This window comes from Paracidovorax wautersii (genome assembly GCF_031453675.1).
GTDB lineage: Bacteria > Pseudomonadota > Gammaproteobacteria > Burkholderiales > Burkholderiaceae_C > Paracidovorax.
On the sequence record NZ_JAVIZX010000001.1, the window covers coordinates 1,346,424 to 1,367,249 of the forward strand.

16 protein-coding genes are annotated in these 20,826 nt (G+C 69.8%); 8 read left to right on the plus strand and 8 right to left on the minus strand.

From position 1 onward, the window contains the following. Positions 1 to 64 precede the first annotated feature (64 nt). The 4 genes from QE399_RS06250 to mnmG form a co-directional block, all read right to left on the minus strand. Positions 65 to 835 (minus strand): ParA family protein, encoded by a 771-nt coding sequence (locus QE399_RS06250; protein ID WP_309827136.1) that lies wholly within the window; start codon positions 833 to 835, stop codon positions 65 to 67. Between the two features lie 18 nt (positions 836 to 853). After that, the gene (locus QE399_RS06255) at positions 854 to 1,468 is read right to left on the minus strand and encodes a LysE family transporter (protein ID WP_309827137.1); all 615 of its coding nucleotides are present in this window, start codon (positions 1,466 to 1,468) and stop codon (positions 854 to 856) included. An 87-nt stretch (positions 1,469 to 1,555) separates the two neighbouring features. Further along, positions 1,556 to 2,242 (minus strand): 16S rRNA (guanine(527)-N(7))-methyltransferase RsmG, encoded by a 687-nt coding sequence (gene rsmG, locus QE399_RS06260; protein WP_309827138.1) that lies wholly within the window; start codon positions 2,240 to 2,242, stop codon positions 1,556 to 1,558. Then, complete coding sequence (gene mnmG, locus QE399_RS06265; RefSeq protein WP_309827139.1) at positions 2,239 to 4,221, minus strand: tRNA uridine-5-carboxymethylaminomethyl(34) synthesis enzyme MnmG; 1,983 nt, start codon at positions 4,219 to 4,221, stop codon at positions 2,239 to 2,241. The genes rsmG and mnmG overlap by 4 nt, the downstream gene beginning before the upstream one ends. A 304-nt stretch (positions 4,222 to 4,525) precedes the next feature. On the opposite strand from mnmG, the gene QE399_RS06270 reads away from it, so the two are divergent. The 5 genes from QE399_RS06270 (at position 4,526) to QE399_RS06290 (ending at position 8,314) form a co-directional block, all read left to right on the plus strand. Beyond that, positions 4,526 to 5,119: an NADPH-dependent FMN reductase gene (locus QE399_RS06270; protein ID WP_309827141.1), complete on the plus strand. Its 594-nt coding sequence runs from the start codon at positions 4,526 to 4,528 to the stop codon at positions 5,117 to 5,119. Positions 5,120 to 5,327: 208 nt separating this feature from the next. Continuing rightward, on the plus strand, positions 5,328 to 5,747 hold the full coding sequence (locus QE399_RS06275) for a BLUF domain-containing protein (protein ID WP_309827143.1): 420 nt from the start codon (positions 5,328 to 5,330) through the stop codon (positions 5,745 to 5,747). A 119-nt stretch (positions 5,748 to 5,866) separates the two neighbouring features. Further along, a complete protein-coding gene (gene gstA, locus QE399_RS06280; protein ID WP_309827145.1) occupies positions 5,867 to 6,475 on the plus strand; it encodes a glutathione transferase GstA in 609 nt (202 codons plus the stop codon). Positions 6,476 to 6,715: 240 nt separating this feature from the next. Next, the gene (locus QE399_RS06285) at positions 6,716 to 7,828 is read left to right on the plus strand and encodes an alkene reductase (RefSeq protein WP_309827147.1); all 1,113 of its coding nucleotides are present in this window, start codon (positions 6,716 to 6,718) and stop codon (positions 7,826 to 7,828) included. A 159-nt stretch (positions 7,829 to 7,987) separates the two neighbouring features. After that, positions 7,988 to 8,314 carry an NIPSNAP family protein gene (locus QE399_RS06290; protein WP_309827148.1) on the plus strand — a complete coding sequence of 109 codons (327 nt, stop codon included), beginning with the start codon at positions 7,988 to 7,990 and terminating at the stop codon, positions 8,312 to 8,314. A 74-nt stretch (positions 8,315 to 8,388) separates the two neighbouring features. Here QE399_RS06290 and QE399_RS06295 read toward each other — a convergent pair whose 3' ends face one another. Together QE399_RS06295 and QE399_RS06300 are read right to left on the minus strand one after the other, a co-directional pair. Further along, positions 8,389 to 9,816, minus strand: a complete 1,428-nt coding sequence (locus QE399_RS06295; RefSeq protein ID WP_309827150.1) for a sensor histidine kinase — start codon at positions 9,814 to 9,816, stop codon at positions 8,389 to 8,391. Beyond that, positions 9,813 to 10,538, minus strand: coding sequence for a response regulator transcription factor (locus QE399_RS06300; RefSeq protein ID WP_309827152.1), 726 nt, complete (start codon positions 10,536 to 10,538; stop codon positions 9,813 to 9,815). The genes QE399_RS06295 and QE399_RS06300 overlap by 4 nt, the downstream gene beginning before the upstream one ends. Before the next feature lie 169 nt (positions 10,539 to 10,707). Between QE399_RS06300 and QE399_RS06305 the strand changes: the two genes are divergently transcribed. The 3 genes from QE399_RS06305 to QE399_RS06315 all read left to right on the plus strand — a co-directional run bounded on the left by QE399_RS06305 (position 10,708) and on the right by QE399_RS06315 (position 16,444). Next, the gene (locus QE399_RS06305) at positions 10,708 to 12,072 is read left to right on the plus strand and encodes a TolC family protein (protein WP_309827154.1); all 1,365 of its coding nucleotides are present in this window, start codon (positions 10,708 to 10,710) and stop codon (positions 12,070 to 12,072) included. A gap of 74 nt (positions 12,073 to 12,146) precedes the next feature. Further along, positions 12,147 to 13,358, plus strand: a complete 1,212-nt coding sequence (locus tag QE399_RS06310) for an efflux RND transporter periplasmic adaptor subunit (RefSeq protein WP_309827156.1) — start codon at positions 12,147 to 12,149, stop codon at positions 13,356 to 13,358. Continuing rightward, the gene (locus QE399_RS06315; RefSeq protein WP_309827158.1) at positions 13,355 to 16,444 is read left to right on the plus strand and encodes an efflux RND transporter permease subunit; all 3,090 of its coding nucleotides are present in this window, start codon (positions 13,355 to 13,357) and stop codon (positions 16,442 to 16,444) included. Before QE399_RS06310 ends, QE399_RS06315 begins: the two co-directional genes overlap by 4 nt. A 182-nt stretch (positions 16,445 to 16,626) precedes the next feature. Here the strand turns inward: QE399_RS06315 and QE399_RS06320 are convergent, their stop codons facing one another. Beyond that, entirely contained in the window at positions 16,627 to 18,270 is a 1,644-nt protein-coding gene (locus QE399_RS06320; RefSeq protein WP_309827160.1) for a methyl-accepting chemotaxis protein, read from the minus strand. Positions 18,271 to 18,373: 103 nt separating this feature from the next. Then, on the minus strand, positions 18,374 to 20,734 hold the full coding sequence (locus tag QE399_RS06325) for a heavy metal translocating P-type ATPase (RefSeq protein WP_309827162.1): 2,361 nt from the start codon (positions 20,732 to 20,734) through the stop codon (positions 18,374 to 18,376). Positions 20,735 to 20,826 lie beyond the last annotated feature (92 nt).

The window sequence follows — 20,826 nt, forward strand, 5'->3', positions numbered from 1 at the left end:
ATAGCTGCATGCGCTTATCCAGCAAGCGCTGCAGCCCGATTTGATCTGAAAAAGGCCGCAAGCCTCACATGGTCTGCACGCGCACGACCATCTCGCGCGCGAACTGGACGAAGGCCTGGCTGCCCTTGGCGTTGGGGTCGAACACCACGCCGGGCAGGCCGTAGCTGGGCGCCTCGGCCAGCCGCACGTTGCGCGGGATCACGGTGTCGAACACCTTGTCGCCGAAGTGGTCCTTGAGCTGCTCGCTCACCTGGCTCTGCAGCGTGATGCGCGGGTCGAACATCACGCGCAGCAGGCCGATGATCTGCAGCTCGCGGTTGAGGTTGGCATGCACCTGCTTGATGGTGTTGACCAGATCGGTCAGGCCCTCCAGCGCGAAGTACTCGCACTGCATGGGCACGATAACGCCGTGCGCGCTGCACAGGCCGTTGAGCGTGAGCATGCTCAAGCTGGGCGGGCAGTCGATCAGCACGAAGTCGTAGTCGGCATCTACCTCGGCCAGGGCCGCCTTCAGGCGCCGCTCGCGGTGCTCCAGCGTCACCAGCTCGACCTCGGCACCGGCCAGCTCGCGGTTGGCGCCCAGCACGTGGTAGCCGCACTTGTCGGCCAGCACGGCGGCCTCCTTGATCGAGGCGGACTCCAGCAGCACGTCGTACACCGTCATGTCCAGCGCGCGCTTGTCCACGCCAGAGCCCATGGTCGCATTGCCCTGCGGGTCCAGGTCCACCATCAGCACGCGCTGGCCGATGCTTGCCAGCCCGGCGGCGAGGTTGACGGAGGTGGTCGTCTTGCCGACGCCGCCCTTCTGGTTGGCGATGCAGAAAATATGGGCCATGGCTGCGAGCTACTTCGGTTACTTGGAGATGGCCAGCTTGATGCCAAAGCCGATGAGGAAGGTGCCGGCGAGCTTTTCCAGCACGCGCGCAATGAGGGGCTGCGCCCGCATGCGGGCTGCCAGGTGGTGGGTGAGCAGCACCACGACCACGCCATACAGAAAGGTAAGCGCCGCGATCGTCGCCGCCATGAGGCCGAAGGTGACCAGGCCCCGGTGCTGGGCCGGGTCCACGAACAATGGGAAGAAGGCCATGTAGAAGATGATGGCCTTGGGATTGAGCAGGGTGATGAGGGCGGCCTGCCGGAAATACTGGCGCGGCCTGATCTGCAGCACGGGCGCGTCGCCCGGACGGGCCGTCACCATCTTGAACCCCATCCATGCCAGGTAGGCCGCACCCAGCCACTGCACGGCATGGAAGGCCGCCGGGTACGTGGCGAGCAAGGTTGCCACGCCGGCCACGGCCAGCCACAACAGCACCTGGTCACCCGCGATCACGCCCAGGGTGGCGGCCATGCCGCCTTTCAGTCCGCCCTTGCCGGTCGAGGTGATGAGTGCCAGATTGCCCGGGCCAGGAATGGCCAGAAACAGCACTATGGCGGCGACGAAAGCGCCGTAATCAGCTACGCCCAACATGTTCGTGACTCCCGGAATGGACGGTGAGTTTAAGCGACCGGCGCGGCGCGCCCTGTGTCGGGTTGCAGCGCGCGGCGGTTTGCGGCGTCAGGCGGGGCGGCGCGGGCGCATCCAGACAATGCAGCGCTCTGCATCCAACCCCGGCACGGCGAGCTGTTCCACGTGAAACACCTCGACGGAGGACGGCAACGCGGCGATCTCGTCCACAGGGTGCTTGCCCTTCATGGCCAGCCAGACCGCGCCATCGCCCACCGCCTGGCCCGACCAAGTGGTGAAGTCCGGCAACGAGGCAAAGGCGCGGCAGCTCACTACGTCGAAGGCCTGCTGCAGGCTTTCCACGCGGGCATGGATCCCGTGCAGGTTGGGCAGCCGCAGTGCCGCAGCCGCCTGCTGGATGAACGCGGCCTTCTTGGCCACCGTGTCCACGCAGCTCACATCTAACTCCGGGCAGCAGATCGCAAAGACCACGCCCGGCAAGCCACCGCCAGAGCCCACGTCCAACAGACGCGCCCCGTTGGCGCCCTGCCCTGGCCCCTGGGCACGGCGCTCCGCCAGATGGCGGCGCAGCGGGAGCACGGCGGCCAGGCTGTCCAGCAGGTGGTGGGTCAGCATCTCCTGCGGGTCACGCACGGCCGTCAGGTTGTAGACCTTGTTCCACTTCTGCAGCAGGGCCAGAAAGTCGAGCAACTGGCGCATCTGCGCCTCGGACACATCCAGGCCCAGGGCTTCCACGCCCTGGCGCAGCGGGGCGTCCAGCAGGCTGACGGCGCTCATGCGGTGGCTTCCGCATCGGCGGCAGCGGGTTGGGCGCCCGCGCCAAAGCCCTTGAACCCGCCCTTCTTCAAATGCACCAGCAGCAGAGAGATGGCCGCCGGCGTCACGCCGGAAATGCGCGAGGCCTGGCCCAGCGTCTCGGGCCGGTGCTTCTGCAGCTTTTGCCGCACCTCGATCGACAGCGCCGCCACCTGAAGGTAGTCCAGCTCGGCTGGCAGGCGCAGGTTCTCGAAATGGGCGGCGCGCTGGATCTCGTCCTTCTGGCGGTTGATGTAGCCGGAATACTTGGCGGCAATGTCCAGCTGCTCGATGACTGGCTCGGCCAGTTCGCCCAGCGTTTCACGCGAAACATCGGCACTGGCGTACTTGCCGCCATCCAGACCCATCAGCGCGGTGTACGACACGTCCGGGCGGCGCAGCAGCTCGAACAGGTTGTACTCATGCTCGATCGCCTTGCCCAGCACCCGGGTGGATTCGTCGGCCGGCAGGATGCGCGGGTTCACCCAGGTGCTCTTGAGCCGTTCGGTTTCACGTGAAACAGCATCGCGCTTGCGGCTGAAGGCCTCCCAGCGGGCGTCATCCACCAACCCCATGCGGCGACCAGTCTCGGTCAGGCGCATGTCGGCATTGTCTTCGCGCAGCTGCAGGCGGAACTCGGCGCGGCTGGTGAACATGCGGTAGGGCTCGGTCACACCCTTGGTGATGAGATCATCCACCAGCACGCCCAGGTAGGCCTCGTCACGGCCGGGCAGCCAAGGCCCGTCGCCCCGGCATTGCAGAGCCGCGTTGATGCCGGCAAACAGGCCCTGTGCCGCTGCCTCTTCATAGCCCGTCGTGCCGTTGATCTGCCCGGCAAAGAACAGACCCTGGATCTGGCGCGTCTCGAAGCTGCTCTTGAGGGAGCGCGGGTCGAAATAGTCGTACTCGATGGCGTAGCCCGGGCGCAGGATGTGCGCGTTTTCCATGCCCTTCATGCTACGCACCAGGTCGTACTGCACGTCGAACGGCAGGCTGGTGCTGATGCCGTTGGGGTAGAACTCGTGCGTGGTCAGCCCTTCCGGCTCCAGGAAGATCTGGTGGCTGTCCTTGTCGGCAAAGCGGTTGATCTTGTCTTCCACGCTCGGGCAGTAGCGCGGGCCCACGCCCTCGATCTTGCCGGTGAACATGGGGCTGCGGTCGAAGCCCGACCGGATGATCTCGTGCGTGCGCTCGTTGGTGTGGGTGATCCAGCACGGCATCTGCTGCGGGTGCATGGAGGCACGGCCCATGAAGCTGAACACGGGCACCGCGCCCTCGTTCACGCCGCCGGGCATGCCGTCGCCCGGCTGCTCTTCACACTGGCTGAAGTCGATACTGCGGCCGTCGATGCGGGGGGGCGTGCCGGTCTTGAGGCGGCCTTGGGGCAGCTGCAGTTCTTTCAGGCGCGCACTCAGCGACACGGCGGGCGGGTCCCCTGCCCGGCCGGCAGCGTAGTTGTTCAAGCCCACATGGATCTTGCCGTCCAGGAAGGTGCCCGCGGTCAGCACCACGGTGCGGGACCGGAAGCGGATGCCGACCTGCGTGACGGCACCCACCACCCGGTCGCCCTCCACCATGAGGTCGTCCACCGCCTGCTGGAACAGCCACAGATTGGGCTGGTTCTCCAGCATCCGGCGGATGGCGGCCTTGTACAGGATGCGGTCGGCCTGGGCGCGCGTGGCCCGCACGGCTGGGCCCTTGGAGCTGTTGAGGATGCGGAACTGGATGCCGCCCTCGTCCGTGGCCAGGGCCATGGCGCCGCCCAGCGCATCCACCTCCTTCACCAGATGTCCCTTGCCGATCCCGCCAATGCTGGGATTACAGCTCATCTGGCCCAGCGTTTCGATGTTGTGGGTGAGCAGCAGCGTCTTGCTGCCCATGCGGGCAGCCGCCAACGCGGCTTCAGTGCCGGCATGGCCGCCGCCTACGACGATGACATCGAATTCCTGGGGGTACAACATGGAGTGCTCCGGGGCCTGCGCGGCCCGTAATGACAAGTCCCGGCGAACCATGCCCGGGCCCCTGCCCTGCCATCCGCCGGCCCCATGGCAGCGCTAGCGCCCGCCAGGCAAGGCTGGAAGGACTGCAGGGCAGCAATGGGGAACCCGCGATTTTCCCACTTTGGGGCGATCCTGTCTGTGGCTGTCCGGAGCGCCCTGGCTGGAGCACGGTTTCCTCCATGTTGTTTCACGTGGAACAGCGGGGCTTGCGCGGTCCCTGCCATGCAGGATTCATGCATCCGGGCTGTGCTTCAATGGTGCCACCATGCCAAAACTCCTCGTCTTCGCGGGCAGCACCCGCGCCCAGTCCTTCAACCGCCGCCTGGCCCACGCCACCGCGGAGATCGCGCGTGCCGCCGGTGCCCAGGTGACGCTGCTGGAACTGTCGGACTACGACATCCCCATGTACAACGCCGACCTGGAAGCAGCCGGCACGCCGCCCGACGTGCTGCGGCTCAAGGAAGTGCTGGATGCGCACCCCGCCTGGATCATCTGCTCGCCGGAGTACAACGGCAGCTACACCGCCCTGCTCAAGAACACCATCGACTGGGCCTCCAGCCCCGTAGCGGGCCACCCTGTCTGGAGCGATGGCGCGCGACCCTTCGCCGGCAAGGTGGTGGGCATGCTCAGTGCGTCCAATGGCGGCCTGGGCGGTCTGCGGTCACAGAGCCATCTGGCGCCACTGCTGGTCAATCTGGAGTGCTGGCCGGCGCCCCGGGCGTTCGCCTTAGGCCAAGCGGGCAGCGCATTCGACGCGCAAGGAGGCCTGGTGCAGGAAGCGCACCGTGACCGGGTCAAGGCGGTCGTGGACCAGGTCCTGTGGGCAGCCGACCGGTTGCAGACGGTTGCAATAGCCTGAGGTCGGCGCGGAAGCGACTTGCAACGGTCACTGGATGGGGCTGGAAACGGCCAGGTCGCCCTCTACACGCCAGACCTCAATCCTGTTTTGATAGCAGGCGCGGGCCCCGGCGGAGACACCCGGCGGCCCAGTACCGGGGTTGCGGTGTGGGTCTTCGGCCTAACGGGCGCAGAAAGCTGTCACCATGGTTGCTCCCCTGTCTCTGCCCATGACGCTTCCGACCGATCTATCCCAGTTCATCTATTGCAGCGTGCTCAGTCCCGACGCCGCGCCGACCTGTGTCGCCGACATCATCCGGACCGCCCGCCGCGTGAATGCAGAGCGAGAAGTCACCGGCGTGCTCGTGTTCGACGGCCAACGGTTCTGCCAGTACATCGAAGGGCCCACGCCGCACATCGCCGACCTGGCCCGACGCATCGAACGCGATCCACGGCATACCGACTTCAGCCTCCAGCACCACGGCCCGATGTGGGGAGCGCGGCGTTTCGCCCAGTGGTCCATGGCCTACGCCCTGGCCCCCGACCTGGAACCCTTGGACCGCCTGCGCGGGCTGCGCGGACTGCCTGCCGTCGAGTTGCTGCAAGAGCTGCTGCCCGATCTGGACCTGGGGCCTCTGCAGCCCGCCTGAGGCGTACGGGCCCTCCCCGGTTCCGCCAGGAATCTGCGGCGCCGCCCTACAGAGGGCACCGAGCACGGCCACGCGCTTCGCGCTAGCATGGTGGACTGTCCAATCCTCTCGGGTTTCCCATGAAGCTTTACTACAGCCCCGGCGCCTGCTCGCTGTCTCCCCACATCGCGCTGCACGAGGCCGGCCTGGCGTTCACCCCTGTGCTGGCCAGCACCAAGAGCCACAAGCTGCAGGACGGCACGGACTACTACACCATCAACCCGCTGGGCTACGTGCCCCTGCTGGAGCTCGACGACGGCACCCGCCTGCGCGAAGGCCCGGCCATCGTCCAGTACATCGCCGACCTGGCCCCGCACAAGAACCTGGCCCCCGCCAACGGCACGCTGGCCCGCTATCGTCTTCAGGAGTGGCTGACCTTCATCGGCACCGAACTGCACAAGGGCTTCGCCCCCCTGTTCAGGCCCACCACGCCCGAAGACTACAAGGGCATCGCCCGCCAGCAACTACAGTCCCGCCTGCAATGGGTGGACAGCCAGCTCGACGGCAAGGAGTGGCTGATGGGCGAGCACTTCTCGGTCGCCGACGGCTATCTGTTCACCGTCTGCAACTGGAGCAAGTCCGTGGGGGTGGATCTGTCCACGTTCCAGCACCTTCAGGCCTATCTGGCCCGCGTGGGCGCCCGCCCTGCCGTACAGACGGCACTCAAGGCCGAAGGCCTGCTGAAGTAAGGGCTTCGCCAGCTTGCCTGCCAGGCCCGCGTCCGCTTACCGGAGTGCGGGCCTTTTGCTTTCCCGGCTACGGCAAAACGTTCCACGTGAAACAACGGCCGCCCGGCTAGCACAAAACGCAAGAGCCCACCGCTGGTTGGTGCACTGCAGCAAAAGAGGTTTCCGGGTAACGTTCCTCCAGCTGCTGTACTGCAAGCGGCACCTCTCGATCTGCATCCAACACGAACAAAGGATTTACCGATGAGCACTCTTTTCGATCCGATCCAGGCCGGCGATCTGCAACTGGCCAACCGTATCGCGATGGCACCGCTGACGCGCAACCGCTCGCCCAACGCCATCCCCAAGGACATTACGGCCACCTACTACGCCCAGCGCGCCACGGCCGGCCTGCTCATCACCGAGGCCACCGCCATCAGCCACCAGGGCCAGGGCTATGCCGACGTGCCGGGCCTGTACGGCACGGAGCAGCTGGACGGCTGGAAGAAGGTGACGGCGGCCGTGCATGAGCGCGGCGGCAAGATCGTCACCCAGCTGTGGCACGTGGGCCGCATCTCGCACGTGGATCTGCAGCCGGACGGCGGCAAGCCCGTCGCGCCCTCGGCCATCACGGCCAAGTCCAAGACCTACCTGATCGACAAGGCCACCGGCAAGGGCCACTTCGCGCCCACCTCCGAGCCCCGCGCGCTGGACGCCTCCGAGCTGCCCGGCATCGTGCACGACTACGCCGCAGCCGCGCGCAACGCGGTGGAGACGGCCGGCTTCGACGGCGTGGAGATCCACGGCGCCAACGGCTACCTCCTCGACCAGTTCCTGAAGACCGGCGCCAACCAGCGCACGGACGACTACGGCGGCAGCATCGAGAACCGCGCCCGCCTGCTGCTGGAGGCCACGCGCGCCGCGGTGGACGCCATCGGCGGCGGCAAGGTCGGCATCCGCCTGTCGCCCGTCACGCCTGCCAATGACATCGTGGACGCCGATCCCCAGCCGCTCTTCGACTACGTGGTGCGCCAGCTCGCACCGCTGGGCCTGGCCTACATCCACGTCATCGAAGGCGCGACCGGCGGCCCCCGCGAAGTGGAAGGCCGTCCCTTCGACTACGCCGCGCTCAAGGCCGCCTACCGCGCCGCTGGCGGCACGGGCGCCTGGATGGTGAACAACGCGTACGACGGCGCCCTCGCCGCCCAGGCCGTGGCCACCGGCGATGCCGACATCGTCGCCTTCGGCAAGGCCTTCATCTCCAACCCCGACCTGGTGGAGCGCCTGCGCAAGGACGCACCGCTGAACCCGTGGGACCAGAGCACGTTCTACGGCGGCGGCGAGAAAGGCTACACCGACTACCCGACGCTCTCCTGAACGGAGCACGGATGGCCCGGCCGCGGCGTCCCGCCGTGGCCGGCCGGGCCGGGCCGTGGGGTGACGGCGGCGGCGGGGTTGCTCAGGACTCAGAGTGTTTTTGCCCTTCCGCGCTTATTCCATCAGCGCAAGCAGCTACCAAAGTAGTAGCATCACACCATGATCACCTGCACCCTGCGCTACATCATCGATCCCTACAAGCTGGCCGAGTTCGAGCACTACGGCCGGTTGTGGATCCCGCTGGTCGAGAGGTTCGGCGGACGCCACCACGGCTACTTCCTGCCCTCGGAGGGCGCCAACAACATCGCGCTGGCGATGTTCACCTTCCCGTCCCTGGCGGCCTATGAAACCTACCGCCAGCAATCGCTGCAGGATGCCGAATGCCTGGCCGCGTTCCGCTACGCGGAAGAGACGCGCTGCATCCTGAGCTACGAACGGAGCTTCTTCCGGCCGGTGTTCGGAGACAGCTCCTCCGCAGCGGGCTGACCACCGCCGCCGGCGCTTGAAGCGCGTGAAGCGCGGTGTCGCCCGGCAAGGGGCGTAGCCAACGTCCGCGCGGCCTAGACCGGCGCGAACACCAGCCCCACGCGCAGCCCCTGTCCGTCCGGCCCGGTGCCCAGCACCAGTCGCGCACCCAGCAGATCGGCGTAGCGCGCCACGATGGCCAGCCCCAGGCCGGCGCCCTGCCCCAGGCGCTCGCCTTCGCGGCCCTGCGCCCAGCGCTGCAGCAGCTCCGCGCGCAGGTCCGGGTCGATGCCCGGGCCGTTGTCCAGCACGGTCAGCACCACGCGGGCCCCGTCCGGCCCCTCAGGGCCCTCGCGCACGATCTCCACCGTGATGCGCGGCACGACGCCGTCGTCCTCCGGGCGGCCATAGCGCAGTGCGTTGTCGATCAGGTTGTTCACCACCCCCTCGATGAGCACCGCCTGCCCCGCCACCCGCACCGGCTGCTCCAGCCCGCGGGCGCCCAGGTCCACGCCAGCGGCATCGGCACGCGGCAGAAAGGGCAGCACGGCATCGCGCACCAGTTCGTTCAAGGCCAGGGGCTGGCGCGGCATGGCGCCGCGCACCTCGTCCGCCAGGGCCAAGGCCAGCAGCTGGTCCACCAGGTGGCTGGTGCGGGCCTCGCTGTCGGCCACGCCGGCGAGCTGCTCGCGCCACACGGCCGGGTCCTTCTGAGCCAGGCCATAGGCCGCCAGGGCGCGGATGCCGGCCAGCGGCGTGCGCAGCTCGTGCGCCACGTTGCCGGCAAATTCGCGCTGCGCCCGCACGCCCTGGGCCACGCGCTCCAGCAGGCCGTTCACCGCCCCGCCCAGGTGCTGCAGATCGCGCGTGGACGACGCCACCGCCACCGGCTCCAGGTCCCGTGCATCGCGGTCCGCCAAGGCCGCCTGGAAGTCCGCCAGCGGCTGCAACTCGGCCTGGATGGCCCGGCGCATCCAGAACGCCAGCAACCCCAGCAGCAGCACCTGGGAGACCGCTGAATACAGCAGCACGCCGCGCAGCATGGCACTGCGCGCGTGCACCGTCTGTGCCGTGATGACCTCGAAGGCCTGCGGCTCGTTCACGCGCACGCGCACGGCGCGCAGGGCCCGGCCGCGGTAGCTGATGTCCGAGAACCGGTAGGCGTCGTCGCCGCGCGGCGGCGGCACGGGCAGGCTCGCGTTGCCCGACAGCTGCGTGCCGTCGGGCAGCAGCACCGCGAAATAGACCGTCTCCACCTGGTCGAAGAGCACCGACTTGAGTTCGCGCGAGGTGAGGGCCAGATCCAGAGCGCCTTCGTTGAGCCGCACGTTGGCCGCCACGGCATAGGCGTCGTCGAGCAGCGACCGGTCGAAGGCCCGCTGCGTGAAGCCGTTGGCCACCAGCACCGAAATGGCAGCGCCCGCGAACCAGGTCAGCGCCAGCGGCACCAGCACGTGGCGCAGCAGACGTGAGCGCAGGGACGGCAGGACGGGCGGCGCGACCGCGGGCTGCGGTGCGCTCACGGAGCGGACTCCGGCAGGCCGGCAACGGCGCCCCCGGGGTCGGCCTCCAGCATGTAACCCAGCCCGCGCATCGTCCGGATGCCCGCGCCGCTGCCCTGCAACTTCCTGCGCAGGCGCGAGATGAAGGCCTCCAGCGCGTTGTCGCCCAGCGTGTCGTCGAAGTCCGAGAGCTTCTCCGACAAGGTGCGCTTGCTCACGACGCGGCACGGCGGCGTCATCAGCTCCCACAGCACCTCGAACTCGCGCGCCGGCAGCTCGAAGGGCTGGCCCTGCAGCGTGAAGCGGCGGGCGCGGCGGTCCAGCTCCAAGGTGCCGGTGCGGGTGCGGTCGTCGGCGCTCTGGCTGCGGCGCACCAGGGCGCGCAGTCGGGCTTCCACCTCGTCCAGATCGAACGGCTTGCCCAGGTAATCGTCGGCGCCGGCGTCCAGCCCGGCGATGCGCTCTTCCTTGCGATCGCGCGCCGTGAGCACCAGCACGGGCGTGCGGTCGCCCCGCGCCCGCGCAGCACGCAGGGCCGACAGGCCGCTGCCCTGCTGGCTGAGCGGGCGCCCGTCCAGCGGCAGGTTCAGATCCAGCAGCACGGCATCGAAGGGCTGCACTTTCCAGAAATGGTCGGCATCGGCCACGGTGCTGGCGGCGTCCACGCGATGACCGGCGTCGGCCAGGCTGCGCTGCATCACGCCGCGCAGCACGGCGTCGTCTTCGACCAGGAGGATGCGCATAGGAGAAAGGCAGGAAGGAATAGAAACGCACGGCACCGCCGGCAGGCGGGCCCCAGGGTGCATACCCCGCATTGTGTCGCGCTCCGGGTGCTTCGGGCGCTCCGGGGGCGGGGCGCGCGCGTCGGCTTGGTCAGGCCGTGGTCAGGTTCGCCCGCCGATAAAGGCTGCCATGCGCTCCACGACCCCTTCTCCTTCGCTCCGCCGCCCTGCCGCGCTGCGGGCCGCCGCTGCCGCCAGCCTGCTGGCCTGCGGCGCCGCATGGCTCACGGCCGTGCCCGCCCATGCCCAGAATGCGCTGCCGACGCCCGCCGCCAATGCCGCAGCATCCACGGGCACCGGCTGGACCCTTGCCCAGGCGCTGGCCGCCGCCCGCGACAACAGCGACGTCAACCAGGCCCGCCAGGAACTGGCCGGCGCGCGCGCCGATGTGCTGGGCGCCAACCACGCCCCGCTGCCCTCGCTGACCACCAAGGCCAGCTCCATCGATCTGCAGCACGGCCCCGGCCCGGGCAACGTGTTCACGCGCAAGCGCATCGACAAGTCGGTGGGCATCGACTGGACCTGGGAGCGCGGCGGCAAGCGCGCGCTGCGCACCCAGGCGGCCGAGCGCGCGGCGGACGCCGCCCAGGCCGACGTGGAGGGCGTGCAGGTGCAGCAGGCGCAGGCCGCCCTGTCCGCCTATTACGACCTGCTGGCCGCGCAGGACCGGCTGCGCGAGGTGGCGGCCATCGAGCGCAGCCTGGGCGACGTGGCCGGCCTGGCCGACCGCCGCGTGAAGGCCGGCGATCTGTCCGCGCAGGACGCGGCCCGCACCCGCATCGAGGCCGACCGCGCCCGCGCCGACACGCGCGCGGCCGAGCAGGCGCGCGACGACGCGGCCCTGGCGCTGGCACAGGTCACCGGCAGCACGGGCAGCCGCCTGGAAGCCGTGGACACGCCGTGGCCCGCCCTGGCCGGGGACCCGCCCGCCACCGATGCCGACCTGGCCGCCTGGGCCGAAACCCGTGCCGACGTGCGCGCCGCCCTGGCCCGCGCGCAGGCAGCGCAGGCCGCGCTGGACGGCGCCAACGCGCTGCGCCGATCCGACTGGACGGTGGGTGCCTCCGTGGACCACTTCCCGGGCACCTCCACCCGCCAGGTCGAGTTGCGCGTGCAGGTGCCGCTGCAGTGGGGCTACCAGTACCAGGGCGAGATCGGCCGCGCCCAGGCCGACTACGCCAAGGCGCAGGACGCGCTGGACAACACGCGCCGCCTGGCCCTGCTGGACCTGCAGCGCCTACACCAGACGCAGGAGAGCGCCGCCCGCCGCGCCGCCGACTACGACCAGGGCGTGCTGCCCCGCGCGCGCCAGGTGGCCGACAGCGCCGAGCTGGCCTACCGCAAGGGCGCTCTCGCGCTCACCGACCTGCTGGATGCCCAGCGCACCCTGCGCGCCACGCTGCTCGATGCGCTGGCCGCCCGCGCCGACTACGCCAAGGCGCGCGGGGCCTGGCTGCTGCGCACACGGCCCCAGGTGCTGGCCGGCGCGCCCTGACCCCGCCGTCGCTGCCCCGCCCCTACCCGTCGCATCCCCCCGCTTTCCCTGCTTCCCTTCCCGGACCTCCCACCATGATGGCTCCCCTCCTCTCCCGTCCCGCCCGGCGCCCGTCCGCCCGCGGCCTGCTGGTCCTGGCCGCGCTGGGCTCGGCCTGCGCCCTGCTCCTGCCCGGCTGCGGCAAATCCGCGGCCGATGCGGCCTCTCCGCCCGAGCCCGCGCCGCCGGTGGTCCAGTCGGGCCAGCTGCGCTTTCCCGCCGGCCACCCGCAGCTCGCCCTGCTGGGCACGGTGGAGGCCCGCGCCGCCAAGGACGTGGTCGTGGAGCTGCCCGCGCGGCTGGTGTGGAACGAGGAGCGCACGCAGCGCATCTACCCGGCCTTCGCCGGCCGCGTGACCGCCATGCAGGCCGACCTGGGCCAGTCGGTCAAGGCCGGGGCCCCGCTGGCGCTGCTGGCCTCGCCGGACTTCGGCGTGGCCCAGGCCGACACGGCCAAGGCCCAGGCGGGCCAGTCGCTGGCGCAGCAGGCACTCAAGCGCCAGCGAGAACTGTTCGAGGCCGGCATCATCGCCCGCAAGGACCTGGAGCAGGCCGAGGCCGAGGCCGCCGGCGCCCAGGCCGAGGTGGCCCGCGCAGCGGCGCGCACCCGCCTGTATGGCAGCGCCAGCGGCGTGAACCAGCAGCTCGCCCTCACCACCGGCATCGCCGGCGTGGTGGTGGAGCGCAACCTCAACCCCGGCCAGGAGGTGCGCCCCGACCAGAACGGCCCGGCGCTGTTCGTGGTGACCGACCCGACCTCGCTGTGGGTGCAGATCGACGCGCGCGAGAGCGATCTGGCGTCCCTGCGGCCGGGCGATGCCGTCACGCTGCAGGTGCCGGCCTATCCCGGCACGACCTTCACCGGCAAGGTGACGGCCACGGCCGATGCCATCGACCCCGGCACGCGGACGATCAAGGTGCGCGGCGTGGTGCCCAACACGGACCGGCGCCTGAAGGCCGAGATGCTCGCCACCGCACGCGTGCAGGAAAGCCGCGCCGGCGGCGTGGTGGTGCCCGCACCGTCCGTGGTGCTCGACGGCACGCAGCACGTGGTCTACGTGCGCCGCGAGGCCGGGGTGTTCGAGCCGCGCAAGGTCGACCTGGCCCATGAAGGGCCGGGCGAGGTCGTCGTCGCCTCCGGCCTGCAGCCCGGCGAGGCCGTGGTGAGCCAGAACGTGCTGCTGCTGGCCCGCCAGTTCCAGGCCATGGCCGAGGACACCGCCGCCCCGAAGAAAGAGGCCCCATGAAGCGCCTCATCCACTTCGCGGTGCACCAGCCGCTGTTCATCGTGCTGGGCGTGCTGCTGTTCGCCCTCGCGGGCGTCATGGCCTTCAAGAACCTGTCGGTGGAGGCCTTTCCCGACGTGACCGACACGCAGGTCACCATCATCGCGCTGTACCCGGGGCGCGCCGCCGAAGAGGTGGAGAAGCAGGTCACCCTGCCCATCGAGGTGGCGCTGTCCGGCCTGCCCAATGCCATCCGCGTGTTCTCGCACACGCAGTTCGGCCTGTCGTTCACCGTGGTCACGTACGACGACAACGCCAACGTCAACCTGGTGCGCCAGCAGGTCAGCGAGCGCCTGCGGGGCGTGGACCTGCCGCCGGGCGTGGAAGCCGATATCGCCCCCAACGCGACGCCGGTGGGCGAAATCATGCGCTACCGCGTCAAGGGCGACGGGCACTCCACCACCGACCTGCGCACCACCGAGGACTGGACCGTGGAGCGGGCGCTGCGCCAGGTGCCCGGCGTGGCCGACGTGGTGGCCATGGGCGGCTCGATCAAGCAATACGAGGTGCAGCCCGACCTGGACAGGCTGCGCGCGTACAAGCTCACCTTCCAGAACCTGCTGGATGCGCTGGGCCGCGGCAATGCCAACGCCGGCGGCAGCTATGTGGCGCAGGGCGCACAGCAGTACGCCATCCGCGGCATCGGCCTGCTGCAGTCGAGCGAGGACATCGGCCGCATCGTCGTGGCCGCGCACGGCGGCACGCCCGTGCTGATCCGCGACGTGGCCCAGGTGAAGGTGGGCGCGGTCCCGCGCCTGGGCACCGTGGGGCAGGACGACGACGACGACGTGGTGACCGGCATCGTCGTCATGCGCAAGGGCGAGAACGCGAGCGTGGTGCTCAAGAACGTCAAGGACAAGATCGCCGACCTGAACGCGCGCGGCCTGCCGCCGGGCGTGCAGATCGTGCCGTTCTACGACCGCACGTGGCTGATGGACAAGACGCTCACCACCGTGTTCCGCAACCTCGTGGAGGGTGCGCTGCTGGTGTCGCTGGTGCTGTACCTGTTCCTGTCCAACCTGCGCGCCAGCCTGGCCGTGGTGGTGGTGATTCCACTGTCGCTGCTGGCCACGTTCATGGGCCTCAAGGTGATGGGCGTGCCGGCCAACCTGCTGAGCCTGGGGGCCATGGACTTCGGCATCATCGTGGACGGCGCGGTGATCGTGATCGAGAACATCATGCACCGCCTGGCCGAGCGCGGCGAGGAGATGGACGACCGCGACCGGCGCGACACCATCATCGAAGCGGCGGGCGAAGTGGGCCGGCCCACGCTGTTCTCGATGCTCATCATCATCGCGGCGCACATCCCCATCTTCGCGCTGCAGCGCCACGAGGGCCGCATCTTCCAGCCCATGGCGCTGTCGGTCACCACCGCGCTCATCGGCTCGCTGATCTTCTCGCTCACCCTGGTGCCGCTGCTGGCCTACTGGATGCTGCGCAGAAAGCTGCCGCACGGGGACAACCGGGTGGTGGGCTTTGCCAAGCGCGCCTACGCGCCGGTGCTGGACTGGGCCTTGAACCGCCGCCGCACGGTGGTGGTGGTGGCGCTGGCGGTGTTCGGGCTGGCGCTGGTGGCGGCCTCGCGCCTGGGCTCGGAGTTCCTGCCCGAACTGGACGAAGGCACCATCTGGGTCAACGTGCGCCTGCCGGCCAGCGTCTCCAACGACGAGGCGGCGCGCATGCTGCGCCAGGTGCGGCAGGCCCTGCGCACCGTGCCCGAGGTGCGCACCACGGTCTCCAAGGCCGGGCAGCCCGAGGACGGCACCGATCCCAAGACCATCTCCATGGCCGAGGTCTTCGTGGACGTGAAGCCCGCCGAGCAGTGGCGCCCCGGCCTCACGCATGCGCAGCTCATCGAGGAGATGGACCGTGCCGTGTCGGCCATTCCCGGCATGGAGCCAGCGTTCTCCCAGCCCATCCGCGACAACGTGCTCGAATCAATCTCGCAGATCGACGGACAGATCGTCATCAAGGTGGCCGGCGACGACCTGGTGCAGCTCAAGCGCCTGACGCAGTCCATCGAAAGCGAGATCCGCCAGGTGCCCGGCGTGTACCGCGCCGAGATCGACCGCCTGGGCGACCTGCCGCAGCTGGTGATCGACATCGACCGTGACCGCGCCGCGCGCTACGGCCTGAACGTGGGCGACATCCAGGACGTGATCGAAGCCGCGCTCGCGGGCAAGACCACCACCAACCTGTGGGAGGGCGAGCGCAAGTTCGCCGTGGCGGTGCGCATGCCGGAAGACCGCCGCGCGCTCTCCCGCCTGCCCGACACGCCCATCGCCACGCCGGACGGCGGCTACACCACGCTGGGCAGCGTGGCGCGCATCCGCGAGACCAGCGGCGCCATGAACATCGCCCGCGAGGCCGGCCGCCGCACCATGGCCATCGGCATCTTCATCAAGGACCGCGACATGGGCTCGGTCGTGAAGGACATGCAGACCCGCGTGCAGGCGAACGTGCCGCTGCCGGCGGGCTACCAGGTCAACTGGTCGGGCGAGTTCGAGAACCAGGAACGCGCCATGAAGCGCCTGTCGGTGGTCGTGCCCATCTCGCTGCTGCTGATCTTCGTGCTGCTGTTCGACGCCTTCAAGTCGTTCAAGATGGCCTCGCTGATCCTCATCAACGTGCCCCTGGCGCTCATCGGCGGCTTCGTCGCGCTCTGGGTCTTCGGCATTCCGCTGTCGGTGTCGGCGGCCATCGGCTTCATCGCGCTGTCAGGGCAGGCGGTGCTCAACGGCGTGGTGATGCTGTCGGTGTTCCAGCAGCTCCAGGCGGGCGGTGCGAGCGTGGTCGAGGCCGTGCGCCAGGGCTCCATGCAGCGCCTGCGCACCGTGCTCATGACCGCCCTGCTCGCCATGCTGGGCCTGCTGCCCATGGCGCTCTCGCACGAGATCGGCTCGGAGACGCAGCGGCCCCTGGCCATCGTGGTCATCGGCGGGCTGGTGACCGCGACGCTGCTCACGCTGGTGGTGCTGCCGGCGCTGTACGTGGCGTGGTTCGGACCGAAGGACCGGGCCCCCTCAGGCCAGCCCACCACGGCGTGAGCCCGCGGCTCCCGGAGGCCGCTCCCTTCGGCACCACCCCGGCATCAAGGTGCCCCGGCGGTGGCTGCCGGCCCGCCGGCAGGGCGAAAAAAAGGGCGCCCTGCGGGGCGCCCTTGGTGTTTCTGCGAAGCCGCCACGCGGCAGAGCGTTCGCGCCCTGCGGCCCTGCGGCGGCCGCGCCGCTCAGGCCGGCAGCAGCGCCGGAGCGCGGCCGGAGGCCAGCGTGGCCGGTGCGGGGTGCCCGGCAGCCCCTGCCGCGTGGGCATCGCCCAGGTGGAACTGCTGCACCACCTGCGACAGGCGTGCGGCCTGCTCGCGCAGCGACTCGGCCGCGGCGGCAGACTCTTCCACCAGCGCGGCGTTCTGCTGCGTCATGCGGTCGATCTCGCCCACGGAGCTGTTCACCTGGCCGATGCCGGTGGCCTGCTCGGCGGCTGCCGAATTGATTTCGCCGATGATGTCGGACACGCGCTGCACGCTGTCTACGATTTCCTTCATGGCCTTGCCGGCGTCTTCCACGTGGCGCACACCGCCATCCACGGCCGACACGCTGGTGCTGATCAGGCCCTTGATGTCGCTGGCCGCAGCGGCGCTGCGCTGCGCCAGGCTGCGCACTTCGCTGGCCACCACCGCAAAGCCCCGGCCCTGCTCGCCCGCTCGGGCCGCTTCCACCGCCGCGTTCAGCGCCAGGATGTTGGTCTGGAAGGCGATGGAGTCGATCAGGCCGATGATGTCGCTGATCTTGCGGCTGGACGCCGAGATCTCATGCATGCTGGACACGGCCTGCTGCACGACGCTGCCGCCGCGCGTGGCGATGCCCGACGCCGAGCTGACCAGCTGGTTGGCCACCTGCGAGGACGACGCCGTCTGCTGCACCGTGGCCGTGAGCTGGGCCAGCGAGGCCACGGCCTCCTGGGCGTTGCTGGCGGTCTGCTCGGTACGGGCGGACAGATCCTGGTTGCCGGTGGCGATCTCCTGGCTGGCCGTGGCGATGTTGCCGCTCGAATCGCGTACCTGGGACACCAGCGCGCTCAGGCTGTTCTGCATTTCCACCAGCGAGCGCTGCAGATCGGCCACTTCGTCCTTGCCCTCCACCTGCATGCGCTGGGACAGATCGCCCTTGGCGATGGACTGGGCCAGGGCCCGAGCAGCCACCAGCGGGCGCACGATGGACACCATGTTCAGCAGGGTCAGCGGCACCACCACCACCACGGTGATCAGCACGGCCAGCAGGAACAGCCACTTGGTCTGCTGCGAGGCGCTCTCCTGGTTCTTGATGACGCTGTCCACCTCGGCGCGCAGGCGCGTGTCCAGTGCCAGCAGCAGCTTGTCGGCCTCGCCGAACTCGGCCACGGCCTTGCCGCTCATGCGGTTGGCAATCGTGGCCGTGTCGTAGCCGCCGGACTCCAGCTGGCGCGCCACATGGGCGAACTGGTCGCGGTAGCTGTCCAGGCGGCGCACGATCTCCTGCGCGAAGTTCGTGTCCGAGATGCCCGACAGGCGCTCGAAGCGCGCGGCCACCTGCTTGGCACGGTCCAGCGCGGCCAGCCACTGCGTGTGCGCCTGCTTCACGCCTTCGGGCTTTTCGTACTGGATGATCATGTCCTTCTCGTACTGGCGGATGGCCCCCATCTCGCCGCGCAGCTGCGCGAGGTAGCCCACTTCGGCATACGAGTGACCGATGAAGTCTTCGCTCATGGAATAGATGCGGAACATGCCCAGCATGCCCGCACCGCCCAGCAGCCCCAGCAACGCCAGCACTACACCGATGGCTCCGATCATCCGGAACCGGATGGTGAACAGCCGCATGAGCGAAAACAAATTCATGGTCGTCATCCTTACGCTTATCGCGGCGCGCCACAGCGCGCGCAGGTATTGCAACAAAACGTTGCAGTTTGCCAGACCCACGCGGCCGCGGCATAGGTATTTGTCACATCCGCCAGCGCTTCAATAGCAAAGCGTTCGCCATCACGCTCACGGAGCTGAGCGCCATGGCGGCACCCGCCACCACGGGGCTCAGATACCCCAGCGCCGCCAAGGGGATGCCGGCCACGTTGTAGGCGAAGGCCCAGAACAGGTTCTGCCGGATCTTAAGCACGGTGCGGTGCGAAATCTCCAGCGCGGCGGCCACCAGCTGCGGATCACCCCGCATGAGTGTGACGCCCGCCGCATGCATGGCCACATCCGTGCCGTTGCCCATCGCCATGCCCACATCCGCCGCCGCCAGCGCAGGCGCGTCGTTCACGCCGTCACCCACCATCGCGACGGTGTGTGGGCCCCCACGCTCCGCCGCTGCGCTGGGTCGCTGCCCCCCGAGGGGGCCCTCGCGCCTTGGGGCGGCCCGGCGGCGCTCATCGTCTGGCGCGCGCTGCCCGATGGCCGTGTCGTCCCCAGACCGAAGGGCGGCGATGGCGGCGGCCTTGTCGCCCGGCAGCACCTCGGCCAGCACCTCGCCAGCTGCCGGGTCCAGGCCCAGGCGCCGGGCCATGGCCTCCGCCGCGCCCCGGTTATCGCCAGAGATCATGACCGTGCGGATGCCGCGCTGGCGCAGCGCCTGCAGAGCTGCTTGCGCCCCCGGCTTGGGCTCGTCGCCGAAGGCCAGCAGCGCACACACGGCTTCGCCGGCTTCCGTGTGCACGGCCACGGCCGATACGGTCGCGCCCTCGGCCTGCAGGGCCTGGGCCCGGGCCTCCAGCGCGCCCAGCGGCAGGCCCAGTTCGTCCATCCAGCGCAGGCTGCCCACGCGCCAAGTGTGGCCCTGCACGCGGCCTTCCGTCCCGCGGCCAGGTACCGCGCGCACGTCCTGGGCCGCGGCCGACTCCAGCGCGCGCTCCTGGGCGGCCTGCACCACGGCGCGGGCCAAGGGGTGCTCGCTGCCGCTCTGCACGCCGGCCACGGCGGCCAGCACGGCAGCTTCGTCCTGGCCCGGCGCCACCTCAAACCCCGCCAGGCGCGGGCGGCCCACGGTGAGCGTGCCCGTCTTGTCGAACGCCACCGTGTCCACGCGGTGGGCACGCTCCAGCGCCTCGGCATCCTTGATGAGAATGCCGTGCCGGGCCGCCACGCCCGTGCCGGCCATGATGGCGGCGGGCGTGGCCAGGCCCAGCGCGCAGGGGCAGGCGATCACCAGCACCGCCACGGCATGGATCAGCGCAGCCTCCATGCCCGCGCCGGCCCACCACCAGCCCAGCAGCGTGCACAGCGCGATCAGCAACACCACCGGCACGAAGACGGCCGAGACACGGTCTACCAGCCGCTGGATGGGCGCCTTGGCCGACTGAGCGTCCTCCACCAGCCGGATGATGCGCGCCAGCACCGTCTCGCTGCCCACGGCCGTGACCTGCACCACCACGCGGCCGTCCCCGTTGATGGAGCCGCCCGTCAGCGCCCCGCCCGGTTCGCGCGCCACCGGCAGGGGCTCGCCGGTCAGCATGGATTCGTCCACCTGCGTATGCCCTTCCAGCACCGTGCCGTCCACGGGAATGCGCTCGCCGGGCCGCACCACGATGCGGTCGCCGGCCATCACCTCGGCCACGGGCACATCCACTTCGCCATCGCGGCCGATCAGGTGCGCCACGTCGGGCCGCAGCGCATGCAGCGCGCGGATGGCGGCGGTGGTCTGGCGCTTGGCGCGCGCCTCCAGCCACTTGCCCAGCAGCACCAGGGTGATGACCACCGCCGAGGCCTCGAAGTACAGGTGCGGCGCGTGCCCTGGCTGCGCCGTGAGCCACAGCCAGACCGACAGCCCGTAGCCTGCGCTGGTGCCGATGGCCACCAGCAGATCCATGTTGCCCGCCAGCGCCCGCGCGGCGTGCCATCCGGCCCGGTAGAAGCGCGCGCCCAGAATGAACTGCACCGGTGTCGCCAGCACGAACTGCAGCCATGCGGGCAGCATCCAGTGCCGGCCGAACAGATCCCCCAGCATGGGCAGCACCAGCGGCGCCGACAGCGCCAGCCCGATCGCCACCGGCAGAAAGCCCGCCCAGGGCGACGCCTGCTCCGCGCCCGCTTCCTGCTCCTGCAGCGAGCGCGGCTCGTAGCCCGCATTGCGTACCGCCCGGCGCAGGAGGGCTTCCATCTGCGCGGCCGACTCGCCCGCCGGTGCGGCATAGGCCACATGCGCGCGCTCGGTCGCCAGGTTCACCGTCGCGTCCTGCACACCGGGCACCTTGCGCAGCGCGCGCTCCACACGGCCCGAGCAGCTGGCGCAGGTCATGCCCGCAATGCCCAGATCGAGGGAACCGGCGGTACCGGAGGACGGAGGGACGACGGAGGCGGCAGACGTGTTCATGTCCTGCACCATAAACCTTGACAGCGTGGCAAGGTCAAGCAGGCAGATCAGCCCTCCACCAGTCCGAACGGCTTGACTCTGCCACCATGTCA

What these genes read in the sequence shown, in the direction of transcription:
- QE399_RS06290 (WP_309827148.1), top strand. Translation starts at nt 7,988, where the DNA reads ATGATCACCTGCACCCTGCGCTACATCATCGATCCCTACAAGCTGGCC.
- QE399_RS06255 (WP_309827137.1), bottom strand. Translation starts at nt 1,468, where the DNA reads ATGTTGGGCGTAGCTGATTACGGCGCTTTCGTCGCCGCCATAGTGCTG.
- QE399_RS06270 (WP_309827141.1), top strand. Translation starts at nt 4,526, where the DNA reads ATGCCAAAACTCCTCGTCTTCGCGGGCAGCACCCGCGCCCAGTCCTTC.
- QE399_RS06300 (WP_309827152.1), bottom strand. Translation starts at nt 10,538, where the DNA reads ATGCGCATCCTCCTGGTCGAAGACGACGCCGTGCTGCGCGGCGTGATG.
- QE399_RS06310 (WP_309827156.1), top strand. Translation starts at nt 12,147, where the DNA reads ATGATGGCTCCCCTCCTCTCCCGTCCCGCCCGGCGCCCGTCCGCCCGC.
- QE399_RS06285 (WP_309827147.1), top strand. Translation starts at nt 6,716, where the DNA reads ATGAGCACTCTTTTCGATCCGATCCAGGCCGGCGATCTGCAACTGGCC.
- QE399_RS06250 (WP_309827136.1), bottom strand. Translation starts at nt 835, where the DNA reads ATGGCCCATATTTTCTGCATCGCCAACCAGAAGGGCGGCGTCGGCAAG.
- QE399_RS06305 (WP_309827154.1), top strand. Translation starts at nt 10,708, where the DNA reads ATGCGCTCCACGACCCCTTCTCCTTCGCTCCGCCGCCCTGCCGCGCTG.
- QE399_RS06275 (WP_309827143.1), top strand. Translation starts at nt 5,328, where the DNA reads ATGACGCTTCCGACCGATCTATCCCAGTTCATCTATTGCAGCGTGCTC.
- rsmG (WP_309827138.1), bottom strand. Translation starts at nt 2,242, where the DNA reads ATGAGCGCCGTCAGCCTGCTGGACGCCCCGCTGCGCCAGGGCGTGGAA.
- mnmG (WP_309827139.1), bottom strand. Translation starts at nt 4,221, where the DNA reads ATGTTGTACCCCCAGGAATTCGATGTCATCGTCGTAGGCGGCGGCCAT.
- gstA (WP_309827145.1), top strand. Translation starts at nt 5,867, where the DNA reads ATGAAGCTTTACTACAGCCCCGGCGCCTGCTCGCTGTCTCCCCACATC.
- QE399_RS06325 (WP_309827162.1), bottom strand. Translation starts at nt 20,734, where the DNA reads ATGAACACGTCTGCCGCCTCCGTCGTCCCTCCGTCCTCCGGTACCGCC.
- QE399_RS06315 (WP_309827158.1), top strand. Translation starts at nt 13,355, where the DNA reads ATGAAGCGCCTCATCCACTTCGCGGTGCACCAGCCGCTGTTCATCGTG.
- QE399_RS06320 (WP_309827160.1), bottom strand. Translation starts at nt 18,270, where the DNA reads ATGAATTTGTTTTCGCTCATGCGGCTGTTCACCATCCGGTTCCGGATG.